10 protein-coding genes and 1 riboswitch are annotated in these 11,641 nt (G+C 63.9%); of the genes, 2 read left to right on the top strand and 8 right to left on the bottom strand.

All coding sequences use genetic code 11. From position 1 onward, the window contains the following. The first annotated feature begins 261 nt into the window (after positions 1-261). Entirely contained in the window at positions 262-1,677 is a 1,416-nt protein-coding gene (locus AC3Z8Y_RS14060) for a Dyp-type peroxidase (RefSeq protein WP_490086322.1), read from the top strand. Positions 1,678-1,716: 39 nt separating this feature from the next. Here the strand turns inward: AC3Z8Y_RS14060 and AC3Z8Y_RS14055 are convergent, their stop codons facing one another. From AC3Z8Y_RS14055 to AC3Z8Y_RS14030, 6 genes are all read right to left on the bottom strand, one after another. Beyond that, a complete protein-coding gene (locus AC3Z8Y_RS14055; protein WP_490086321.1) occupies positions 1,717-3,132 on the bottom strand; it encodes an alginate export family protein in 1,416 nt (471 codons plus the stop codon). Between the two features lie 16 nt (positions 3,133-3,148). Continuing rightward, the gene (locus tag AC3Z8Y_RS14050; RefSeq protein ID WP_490086320.1) at positions 3,149-4,054 is read right to left on the bottom strand and encodes a glyoxalase; all 906 of its coding nucleotides are present in this window, start codon (positions 4,052-4,054) and stop codon (positions 3,149-3,151) included. Between the two features lie 150 nt (positions 4,055-4,204). After that, the gene (locus tag AC3Z8Y_RS14045) at positions 4,205-4,630 is read right to left on the bottom strand and encodes a DoxX family protein (protein WP_490086319.1); all 426 of its coding nucleotides are present in this window, start codon (positions 4,628-4,630) and stop codon (positions 4,205-4,207) included. A gap of 136 nt (positions 4,631-4,766) precedes the next feature. Next, positions 4,767-5,540, bottom strand: coding sequence for an ABC transporter ATP-binding protein (locus AC3Z8Y_RS14040; protein ID WP_490086318.1), 774 nt, complete (start codon positions 5,538-5,540; stop codon positions 4,767-4,769). Then, positions 5,537-6,565, bottom strand: a complete 1,029-nt coding sequence (locus AC3Z8Y_RS14035) for a FecCD family ABC transporter permease (protein ID WP_490086317.1) — start codon at positions 6,563-6,565, stop codon at positions 5,537-5,539. Before AC3Z8Y_RS14035 ends, AC3Z8Y_RS14040 begins: the two co-directional genes overlap by 4 nt. Next, entirely contained in the window at positions 6,562-7,563 is a 1,002-nt protein-coding gene (locus AC3Z8Y_RS14030) for an ABC transporter substrate-binding protein (RefSeq protein ID WP_490090004.1), read from the bottom strand. The genes AC3Z8Y_RS14035 and AC3Z8Y_RS14030 overlap by 4 nt, the downstream gene beginning before the upstream one ends. Here AC3Z8Y_RS14030 and AC3Z8Y_RS14025 point away from each other — a divergent pair. Then, complete coding sequence (locus tag AC3Z8Y_RS14025) at positions 7,562-7,717, top strand: hypothetical protein (RefSeq protein WP_490086316.1); 156 nt, start codon at positions 7,562-7,564, stop codon at positions 7,715-7,717. The two genes, AC3Z8Y_RS14030 and AC3Z8Y_RS14025, sit on opposite strands and share 2 nt — an antisense overlap. Further along, positions 7,687-7,875: riboswitch (cobalamin riboswitch) on the bottom strand. It overlaps the preceding gene by 31 nt. A 38-nt stretch (positions 7,876-7,913) precedes the next feature. Here AC3Z8Y_RS14025 and AC3Z8Y_RS14020 read toward each other — a convergent pair. After that, on the bottom strand, positions 7,914-10,472 hold the full coding sequence (locus AC3Z8Y_RS14020; RefSeq protein WP_490086315.1) for a bifunctional diguanylate cyclase/phosphodiesterase: 2,559 nt from the start codon (positions 10,470-10,472) through the stop codon (positions 7,914-7,916). 99 nt (positions 10,473-10,571) lie between these two features. After that, positions 10,572-11,609: a GGDEF domain-containing protein gene (locus AC3Z8Y_RS14015; RefSeq protein ID WP_490086314.1), complete on the bottom strand. Its 1,038-nt coding sequence runs from the start codon at positions 11,607-11,609 to the stop codon at positions 10,572-10,574. Between the last annotated feature and the right edge of the window lie 32 nt (positions 11,610-11,641).

Below are 11,641 nucleotides of genomic sequence, written 5' to 3'. Positions count from 1 at the left end.
CTATACCCCCAACATTGGAGCATCATGACTCGAACAAAAAAAAGACATCGTTGCTCCACTGCCGTCACCGTTTCCGTGAAGCCAGCCTTTGCGTATTCCTGGCGTGGCGCGTTGCAAACAGCGCGTTGCCCGGCCGACATCCACCGAAACCCTTGCCTTGCGGCCACTATCGAGTCCTTCGCCTGACCGATGCCATTGCTGCATCGCGCACGCGCGCGAGTGCAGTGGCCTGATGTGCCTGAAAGACAAGGAGCGCTTTTGATGACTTTTGATCTGAACGGAACACTCGACGATGACAATATCGACAAACCTGACACCCGCCGTTTCCTCTCGGCGCTGCAGGCCAATATTCTGAAGGGCCACGGCCGTCATCATATTGCCTTGGTGTTTTTGCAAATCACCGAGGTGGGCCAGGCCCGCACATTCCTTCATCAGTACAAGGTGACTGACTCCGCTACCCAGTTTAGCGAGACGAAGCGTTTCAAGGACACGGGCGAGCCGGGCGGTGTGGTGCAGTTGGTGTTCATCAGCCACGCGGGCCTGGTGAAGCTGGGCAAGGCAGCAGCGTTCAAGCACGAGGATGGCACGCCACTGGACGAGTTCTTCGAAGGTGGCATGGCAGCGGATACCGAGGTGCTGGACCAGCAAGCCACCGACTCTTGGCAATCGGCGCTTGGAACGCCGGCGGATGTCTTGCTGCTGTTGGCCCACGACGATGAAGACGACCTGGCACGGATAACCGCCAGCAGCGTGGGCACCCTCGAGAAGGAAGGCAGCGGCTTCACGGTGCTGTTTACTCAGGAAGGGCGGGCGTACTTCAACAAGGCCGAGGAAGGCATCGAACACTTCGGTTATGTAGACGGCCGCTCGCAGCCCTTGATGATCAAAAGCGATCTCGTACGCGAGAAAGGGAGTAAGAAAAAATTCCTGTACGACCCGGAATCGCCGCTACGCCAGTTCATGTTCAAAGATCCCCTCGCCCCCGAAGAAGGGTTGGCAAGCCTCTTCGTGTTCCGCAAGCTGGAACAGGACGTGGCCGGGTTCAAGCACGCCGAGGAGGCGCTGCAGGGCCGGGTGAAGCCGGTGCCAAGGAACAAGGAAATCGCCGGCGCCCGGGTGGTAGGCCGGTTCGAGAATGGCGTGCCGGTTACCATGAGCCCGGCGCCCAAAGCCGACCCGGTGACCAATGACTTCGACTACAGCAAGGACGAGGCGGGCGAGCGCTGCCCGTTCCAGGGCCATATCCGCAAGACCAACCCCCGGGGCTCCAGCCCTGGCAAGCTGGCTTTTGACAAAAGTGTACAAATGGCCCGACGTGGCATCACCTACGGTTCGAGAATGCAGCACCCGGACACTGCGCAATTCGTGGACAAGCCCAACGACGGCGTAGGGCTGCTGTTCATGAGTTATCAAGCCTCCATTGCCGATCAGTTTCATTTCATGCAGGTGCGGTGGGCGAACGACCGCAAGTTTCCCAAGCTCGATGAAGCTGACGCACCGGTTGGCATCGACCCGATCATCGGCCAGGCAAAGGCCGCCAACGCGGCGCTGGCGCAAACCGACCATGTATGGCCTGGCATTCCCATACCCCCACCCTCTGACTTCAGCGGCTTCGTTCATCTAAAGGGCGGCGAGTACTTCTACACACCATCGCCGCAGGGGCTGAAGAACCTCTGACGCCCAGCCGCGCCCGGCCGGCAGACCGGGCGCGGGATGTCAGTACATGAACTTCATTTCCACGCCCAGGTAATTGCTGTCATGCCCACCGGCATCACGCAGCGCCTGGCCGGCCTCGTAATGCACGGCTTCCACCGCACCGGAAAGGTGCTTGTTGAAGGCGTAATCGGTGCGCAGCTGGTTGTAGTAACCGGTCCAGCGCCCACCGTGCCCTGCGGTGTTGGCTACCGGCAAGTTGGGCTGGGTGTATACCGCGTCTTCGGTGGTTTGCCGCCACAGCAACCCCACTGCCGCTTGCACGGAAAGGCCCGCGAACGGCTTGACCGTGAGGGAGGGCTTCACGTGGTACAGGTTGCTGTAGCCGGTGTAGCCCGCCAGCGAGAAGTAATAGCCGTTGGGGAACAGCGGGTTGAACGTACCGAGGGTGCCGTCGCCAGCGTGGCGGTCGCCGGAGGCGGCATCTATTTGCAAGCCCAGGCGGGGTGCCCAGGGCAGTGATGCCCAGGTGTAACCCGTGCGGCTGCCGGCAGCCCAGGCATGGATGTCCTTGGCGCCCACCGAACCCTGTTGCAGCATCGCTTCAAGGTCCCAGTCATAGCCCGCCGCGCTGCCGCCCAGGCGCGCATCGAAGATCGAGCGGTGCTCGCTGCCCTCGGCGTCCAGGTAACTGGCGTCGCGCTCCTCGTACAGCCCGTAATAGGCCGAGAGTTCGTTCTTGCCGCCGAGCAGGCGCTCTACCCGCAGCATATGGAAGGCCACGTCCGAATTGGACTTGTCGTCGAAGTGGCGATCGTCCTGATACTGCACCGGGTGGCTGGCCAGGGCGATGAAGCGCCACAGCGGAGTTTCCCAGTCGGCCCACACGGCATCGAAGGATTGCCGCACATTCGGGCCGTCGCGGCTTGAAATGAACCGCTGCAGGTCGAAGGCAAAGTCCTGCCGCCCCGCCCGCGCCTTGAACGTGTATTCGCCCAGGTGGTTCACGTATTCGGCGAACGCCAGGCGCAGGTCCAGATGGTTCTGGTCGGCGCCACCTACCACCGCCTTGTCGAACGCCCGGGCGTCTTCCAGTTGGGTAAACACGCGCCAGTGCTCGTTCAGGTGCAGGTCTGCGTGTACCTGCAAGCGTTGGATCAGCCAGCTGTCGCGCTGGGCGTTCCGGGTGCCGAAATCCTTGGCATCGTTCATCTCGAAACGCTCCCGCAAGGTAGCCCCCAGCGACAGGTAGCGCTGGGGGTCGTCTGCAGATAACGGGATGTACTTGAGGCTGTCCAGCGGCTCGCGGGCCACGTCGGGGTTTTGCAGGGCAGACCAATCTTCTTGCCAGCGGTTGGCCTTCAAGGCGGGCCTGTCGGGCGTGGTGCTGGCCTCTGCCGCGTGAGCGCCAGCCCAGCCCAGCGGGCACAGCAGCGCCAATGCCCATGAACAGGTTACGCGCCGCAAGTGCTGGCTCATGCGCTGTACCACGGGCTCAGGATTTCCCAGGGTTGGTGAGCTGGTGGATTTCTGCCACGTAACCGCCGGGGAACTGCACCATGGCACCGGTACGGTCCGCTTGTTTCGTGGCTGGCACCAGCACGGTCGCGCCGGAACCCTGTGCCTTGGCCAGCGTGGCCGAAAGGTCTGCCACTTCATAGCCCGTAGTGTCGTGACCGTACGGATACGGCAGGTGGCCGTCGGTGATGAACACGGTCATCTTGCCGAAATTCGAGGCCAGGCTCACGCGGCGGAACGTTTTGCCTGGCTGGCCCACCTGTTCACCCGCGGCGCGGCGGTCATCTGCCACAACCCTGCCGTGAGCGAAGCCCACGAACGACTTGATGAACGCGTCACCGCGCTCGGGCGAGACGTACACACGGTTTTCCGGGACGCTCTGGAAGGCAGCGTAATCAGGCACCTTGGTGTGCCAATACAGCTGCATATTCACACCGCCTGGCCATTGCACTACCGCATCGCGGCCGATGGGGTCGGGGAAGTCGTGGACGACCACGTCGGCGCCATTGGCCTTGGCGGCGGCCAGGGCGGCGTCCATGTCCTTCACCAAGTAACCATTGCGTTCCTGGCCGAAGGGGTAGGGCACCGGGGTGGTGAAGCCGAACAGCGACACCGTGCCTACGGGGGTTTGCAGAAGCTGGGAGGTGGTGCTGCTAGGTACTGGCAGCACGTTCACCACCACTTGTGGGGTGCTTTTGCCGCCGAAGGTGCCAATAAAACTTTGCACGAAGCGGTCCACGTCCGCAGGCGCCACGTAGACGTGGCTGGTGTCGTATTGCGGCGCCACGGCTACGGCAGGGGTAGGCGCCGCATGGGCGGCCAACGGGCCGGCGCCAATCAGTGCCAAGGCCAGCATCAAGGGTTTGCAACGAAATGCTTTCATGGGAACCGCCTGAACAGGATTTCGGAAAGGGGAGCGCTCTGCCGCGGGGCTTGGGCTATGCAAGCAAGGCTAGAGCGCGGGTGAGGCCAGGGCTTGTACCTCTGTGCTTTTTTGACTTGGCGCAACGCTGTTCCCTGGCTTCGCCAGGTCCTACACCGCCTGCAGGGAGCTGTGAGCCCGGCGGCGAGCCAGCCAACCGTCGACGCTCAGGGCGCCGCCGCCGAAGGCTGCAACCTGCAACAGGCCACCGGCAATGGAAATGTTCTTGAAGAAGTTGATGAACTGGCCCTGGTCGCCAAGCGAGTTGTGGAACAGCACCGCCGTAACCACCGCGAAGGCCGCCATCAGCAAGGCCACCAGCCGGGTCTGCGCACCGATCACCAACAGGCTGGCCAACCCCAGCTCTACACCAATGGCGCCGACATAGCCCAGCGTGGGGAAGGGCATGCCGCTGGATTGGATGTAGGCGAGCGTTGCCGCCGGTGCGCCAACCTTGGCGGCGCCGCTGAGCAGGAACAGGGTTGCCAGCAGAACGCGGCCGGCGGTGGCGGTGGTGTCTTTGGTGGTGATGGTCATGTCAGTCGCTCCGTAAGTTCAAGGTTTGCCGTGTGTGCCGGCGATGGAGAGAAGCTTACGGAGCGGAAGGGATGGGGACAATCTGGTACAAATGAACTTCACTGTCTCCCAATTAGGTACAGTTGATTTTACCGAATCATTCCAGCGGTGCTAACACCAGGACAGGGCGCTGCCCGGGGTCTTCCAGCCAGCGCCCGTGTACCCCAAACGTGTGAGCAAGGCGCTCTGGCGTGAGCACGTGAGCAGGTGCCCCGATCGCTACCAGCCGCCCGCCGTCCAACACCGCCACCCGGTCACAGCCCAGCGCCTGATTGAGATCGTGCAAGGCAATCACTGTGGTGACCGGCAAGCTGTGGATCAACCGCAACAGCGACAGCTGCTGGCGGATGTCCAGGTGATTGGTGGGCTCGTCCAGCAGCAGTAACCGCGGCTGCTGGGCCAGCGCTCGGGCCAGATGGGCTCGCTGCCGTTCCCCGCCGGAAAGGCTGTGCCAGGGCCGGTGGGCCAGGTGCGCCAGGTTTACCGCTTCCAGGGCCTGTGCCACAACCGTGTCGTGCTCGGCGCCCCACGGGGCCAGCGCGGTCAACCACGGCGTGCGCCCCAGCGCCACCGCATCCCATACTCGAATGCGTTCGCGGGTGTCCGCGTGCTGCTGCACCAGCGCAAGCAGGCGCGCCACTTCCCGGCGGTTCAAATTGGCCATTGCCCGGCCCGTCAGTTGAACGTGGCCGGCGCTTGGCGTGGCGATCCCGGCCAGCAGCTTGAGCAGGGTGGATTTTCCCGAGCCATTGGGCCCCACAATGCCCAGCCGTTCGCCGGGGTAGACCTCCAGCGAGACACCTGCCAGCAATGGCACGCCGTTGCGGGTAAAACATACGCCCTGGCAGGCGAGAAGCGGGGCGCTGTTCATCGGTGCCGCTCTCCATACAACAGCAGCCCGGCGAAAACCGGCGCCCCGATCAGCGCAGTGATTACTCCGATCGGCAGCACCTGCCCCTTGATGAGGGTGCGCGACACCACGTCCGCCGCCATCAGAAATACCGCGCCGGCCACGGCAGACAGCGGGACCAGCCGGGCGTGACCCGGCCCTGCCAACAGGCGCAGCGCGTGAGGGATCACCAGGCCAACGAAGCCGATGGAGCCCACGAGGGACACCATGACCGCGGTAACCAGCGCCGCACAAGTCATCAGCAGCACCTGCACCCGGCCCACCGCAATGCCCAGCGAGGCGGCCGAATCTGCCCCGAAGGTGAACGCGTCCAGTGCCCGCCGCTGCCACCAGCATAAAGCCAGGCCCAACACGGCGACGGGCACGGCCAGGCCCACCGAGGGCCAGCGCACGCCACTGAGGTTGCCCAGCAGCCAGAACAGGATGCCGCGGGCTTGCTCGGCATTGGCCGAGCGGGCGATCACGAACGCAGTGAGTGCGTTGAACAGCTGCGAGCTGGCAATTCCCGCCAGGATGATCAATCCCGCACTGCCACTCAGCCGCGAGGAGCGGGCGAGTAAAACCACCAGCCCGAATGCCAGCAGCGCGCCAAGGAACGACCCCACCGACAGCGAAACGATGCCCCCGCCCACGCCGACCACGGACACCATCACCGCCCCGGTGGAGGCACCCGCGGAGATGCCCAGCAGGTAGGGTTCGGCCAAGGCATTGCGTAACAGGGCCTGGAGAATCACCCCGCAGATCGCCAGGCCCGCGCCGCAGGCACCAGCCACCAAGGCACGGGGCAAGCGGTAATTCCATACGATGCCGTCGTCGATCGGGTCTACTGCCCAGGCCGCGCCGGTGAGCTTGTTGGCCAGCACCTTCAGCACCACGCTCATGTCGAGTGAGGTTTCGCCGATGGCGGTGGCCAGCAACAACGCGCCGCACAGTAGCGCAAGGCTCCACGACAGGGGCCTGGCGAGGGCCAGCGGGCCATGCCTCATCGGGCGTAACGCTCGCTGGCTTCGGCCAGTTGCTCGATGCCGGTGAACAACCGCGTGCTTGCCTGCAGCGCATCGGCGTCGAGGATCACGATGCGGTCATGCTTCACGGCGTCCATGTTGCGGGTAACGGGGTCGCTTTTCAGAAACGCCAGTTTCTTCGCATAGTCATCGGCGGGGAAGCGGCGGCGGTCCATGCGGGCGATCACGATCAGGCTGGGGTTGGCGCGGGCCAGCGTTTCCCAGCCAACGGTCGGCCATTCCTCGTTGGACTCCACCACGTTATGAATGCCTAGCGTGCTGAGCATGAAGTCTGCCACGCCCTTTCTTCCTGCCACGAAGGGGTCGCTGGCGAGGTCCGCGCTGGAAAACCACACCACAGCCGAAACGTCTTTACCCGGGTGTTGCCCGGCGCGGGTAACCGCTTGCGCCAGCCGGGCCTTGTACTGCTCCACCAGTGCGTCGCCACGCGCCGTTACGTCAAAGATGTCGGCCAGCTGGCGCACGCTCTTGTACAGGCTTGCGATATCGAAGGTTTCGAGGCGGGTACCGTCGGCGCCCTTGAGGTTGTCCTTGCCTTCGCAGTCTGAAGGCAGCAGGTAGGTGGGAATGTTCAGGTCGTGGAATTGCTCCCGGGTACCCACTGCGCCCTGGGGGCCCACCATCCATTCGAACTGCACCGCCACCAGCTGTGGTCGCTTGGCCAGCACCGCCTCGAAGCTCGGTTCGTTGTCCGCCAGGCGTTCCACCTTGGCATTTTGCGCCGCGTACTCGGGCTGTACCTGATCGAACCACAGCGAAGTGCCCACCAACCGGTCCCCCAGCCCTAGCGCATAGAGCAGCTCGGTGCCGGCCTGGCCAATGGTCACGGCGCGCTGGGGGGCTTGAGTGAACGTGAGCGCCTTGCCGCAGTTTTCAACCGTGAGCGGGTAGTGCACCGGCGCGGCCAGGGCAGCCGCTGGCAACGCAAGCAACAGGGTGAGGGCAGGGCGGCAGAGCATGTTCAACGGCAGGTCTCCAGCGTTGGGCCATCACGGCGAGCGCTGGAAAGCACATGGCCGCAAGCCCTGCCTGGCAATGGCCGGGGTCACGGAAATGCCCTTCCCGGGCACCCCGCCGGTCAGTGGTTGTATGGATGGCCGGCAGGTCTCCTGACTGGCGGGTCGTGGCGTGCCCACGCCTTCCCGGGTGTTCCCAGTGGCCTGTGTAGAGCACGCTCGCCGCCTACAGTTGCGGGGGCAGTTCCGTTTCAGGCCGTGGCCTGGTGGATTCCCTGTTAGTTCCTCTCGGAAACCGGCGGGGCGATAGTAACCGAAACGAAAGGATTGGCAACCGCGGGGCAATACACCGGTTAACAGCTGGCCTCGGTTTGCGCGGTCACGGCATGCTGCGCCAGGAGCAAGGTCGCCAGGGCGTCAGGGGGCATGGGGCGGCCCAGCAGGTAACCCTGGGCCTGGTCGCAGCCCAAAGTGGCAAGCACTTCGAGCTGCTCGGGTGTTTCCACACCCTCGGCAGTGACCACCATGCCCAGGCTTTTGCCCATGGCCACCACCGCGCTGACAATCGCCTGGTTGTTGGCCTTGGGGTCGCTGAGGTTCATCACGAAACTGCGGTCTATCTTGATGCCATCGAACGGGTAACAGCTGAGGTAGCTCAGTGATGAATACCCGGTGCCGAAGTCGTCCATGGACAATTTCACGCCCAGCTTCTTGAGCTGGACCATCAACGCCAGGGCCCCGTCGGCATTGTCGATCATCACGCTTTCGGTCACTTCCACCTCCAGGCGCGAGGCTGGTAGCCCGGTGCCCGCCAAGGTTCGCTCGATACGGGCGACCAGGTCGCTGCGCATGAATTCGATACAGGACAGGTTCACCGATACGAACACCGGCTCGGGCCAGGTGGCCACCAGCGCGCAGGCGCGGCGCATCACAATGTCGCTGAGGGCGACGATGAGGCCGGTTTCCTCTGCCAGTGGAATGAACACCGCAGGGCTGAGCAGGCCCTTTTCCGGGTGCTGCCAGCGCACCAGCGCCTCGGCGCCGAGAATACGCGCGCCGGTGATATCGAAACGCGGCTGGAACACCACGCTGAATTCATCATGTTGCACGGCGCGCTTGAGGTCCTGCTCCAGCTGCCTGCGTTCCTCGATGCGGGTCTTCATCTCGGCGTTGTACAGCTGCCAGCTGTGGCGGCCCCTCCCTTTGGCTTCATACAGCGCAATATCGGCCAGGCGCAGCAGCTCCTCGGCATCGGTGCTGTCTATCGGTGCCTGGGCGATGCCGATGCATAGCCCCAGGCGAAGCTCGTGCTCGGCGGTAACGATCGGTGGAGTGAAGTCGCCCAGCAACCGTTCGCAGAGTTCGCTCAGGCAGCGCTGGGTAACCCTGGGCGTAATGATCAGGAATTCGTCCCCGCCCAGCCGGGCCAGCACATCGTCGGGTTGCAAGGCTTCGCCCAGGCGCCGCGCTACTTTTACCAACACCTGGTCGCCCGCGATATGCCCCAGGCAGTCGTTGATCTGCTTGAACCCGCTGAGGTCGATGAACAGGATCGCGAACGCCCTGGTACAGGTGCCATCGGCAAGCCGGGCTTGAAGCGCCCGATAGGCCTGCCCGCGGTTGGGCAACCCGGTGAGCGCGTCATGGCCGGACAAGTAGGCAATGCGCGCCTGCGCCTCGGCCTCCTCGGTCACGTCGCTTACGGTGCCGCGATAGCCAATCACCGATCCACCCTGACGGATGGCGCGCGCGTGCAGGCTGCCCAGCCGTTGACCACCCTGGGCGTCGGTGTGGGCGCAGGGCACTACCTGGCGATGGCCTTCAGGCTGCGAGGCCAGAGTGTCGAATACGCCCGCGCCGAGGTTCAGGCACAGGTGCAGCGGCCTGCCCAGCCATTGCGAGGTGTCGAACCCGGTGGCAGTGCGGAAACGACCTGAAAGGTAGGTGACGCGCAGGTTGGCGTCCGTTTCCCAGATCCAGTCCGAGGCGCCCTCGGCGATATCGCGAAAGCGTTCCTCGCTCAAGCGCATGGCTTCGCGGCCTCGGTCGATCTGCTCGGCCGCGCGAATGGAGCGGCGCAGCAGCAGCCAGGCGCCGCCACCGAAGATCAGCGACGTCAGGAGTACCAGCGGCAATACCAGCCGCAGGAAGGTAGCGCCGGGGGTGGCGATGTCCCAGGTGAGGTACACCGCCGGGTCGGCGCTGAGCTGCAGGCTGACAGGCGACTGCGCGCTGCCTTGGCGCAGGTTAGGCAGGCCGTAGATGCTGCCCATGCGCTCCAGCGAAGCCGGGCCCAGCACGTCCACGAACACCAGGTAGGCCAACTCGTTGGTGGGCGTAGTCAGTGTGTAGGACAGCGGCTGGATGGCGGCGGCTGCGACAACGGCCGGTCGGCCGTCTACCAGGAAGTACCCGGTCACTGCGGCCCGTTGGCCAGCCTTGGTGCGAGCCTGGGCCAGCAGGGCTGACAGGTCACCCTTGATCCAGTCCGAGGCTTGCCGGTTATCGAATTCCCCAGCCACGAATGCGTAGCGGGTAACCTGCCGCGCATCCACGATAAACACACCGTTGAGCCCATATTGCGACAACAGCGAGCGCCCCATGCCTACTTGCTCGGAGGTCCAGGCAGTATCCACCTCGCCGTGGGTGTGTTCGTAGGCTTCGTCCCAGAAGGCGAAGTCCAGCAAGGTAAAGGTGATGTTGGTGAGCCAGGCCTCGCCCGCCGTCTTGGCCAGGTGCTTGTTGCGCTGTATTTCATCATGGTTGAGCGTGGATGCCACTTGAGTGACCACGCTGCTGGCGCCCAGGAACAGGCACAACATAAGGGCAGTGACCAGCCAGGCGGAACGGCGGGCCAACCGAGCATGGCTACCGGAACGCGGAGGTTCGAACGACTGAAGGGCGGTTGACATACGGCTCGGCTCAAAGGTGGCAAAGTGCTGTAACGGGCTATCGGCCGTATCACCGTTGCGCTACAGCGGCAATGGCCCGTTGCGCGACCAACGGCGCGTTCATTCAGCCAGCATCACCCGGTCGCGGCCCCGCTGTTTACCCAGGTACAAGGCCTGGTCTACTCGGCCGAACAGCTCACGAAATGTCTCGCCCGGGCGTAGTTGCGCCACCCCGAAGGTTGCGGTCACGGGCAATGTCTGGGCTTCGGGCACTTCACTCAGGCGCGCCCGGATACGCTCGGCCACCGCGATGGCCTCGGCCAGCGGCGTGCCGAGCATCAACACCAGAAACTCTTCTCCGCCCCAGCGCGCGGGCATGTCGGTATCCCGCACGCTGTCGCTGATGGCCGCGGCCACCCGCTGCAGTACACGGTCGCCCTGGGCGTGGCCGTGGCGGTCGTTGACTTGCTTGAAATGGTCGACGTCCAGCAATACCACCGATACCGGCACGCTCTGCGGAAGCTGACGTGCCTGCTGCAGTATCCGCCGGCGGGTGTACAGGTTGGTGAGGCTGTCGCGGTTGGCGCTATGAAACTGATGGAACTGCATCGTCAACGAGTAACGAACCGATAACACGGTGGCGTGCAGCAACAGCGCTGTCGCGGTGAACAAGTTGGTGAAGCCGAAAATTTCCAGCAGCCAAGGCGAAACGACCTTCCCTCCACCCAGGCGATGGCGCAGGGCAAAACCGCCGAGGGCCACCAGCAGGATCGCTACGCTCAGCAGCATCCGGCGCAGCGGTGCCGTCTGGAAGCTGAACGACAGAATCGGCACGATGCAAAACAGGTAGAAGTAGAAGTTGCTGTCCCAGCCCAGCACCCAGGTCGCCAGCATCGCGTGCAGGATGATCTCCAGGCACATCACCATGCCTGCCAGTTGGAACCGCCGCTGCCCGATAGCCTGCATGCACACTACATAGGCGGCGATACTCGCCATGTTGCCCAGCCACAGTGGCCGCAGGCCCAACGCCAGAAACAGCACGAACAGCACCACGTGAATCCCGAAAGCGATTTTCACCACGGGGGCGATGTGCTTCCAGAACTGGGCGGTGGCAGTCTCGAGCACATGCTCACGGTCACTGGCCGACAGGGTGTCCATCAAACGCTCTCGCTGAAAAGGCAGGTAGCTGC

This window comes from Pseudomonas sp. 3MAES_34.3B (assembly GCF_058145875.1).
The sequence above is the reverse complement of the archived record's forward strand: the minus strand, read 5'-3'. Positions and strand labels throughout refer to the sequence as shown.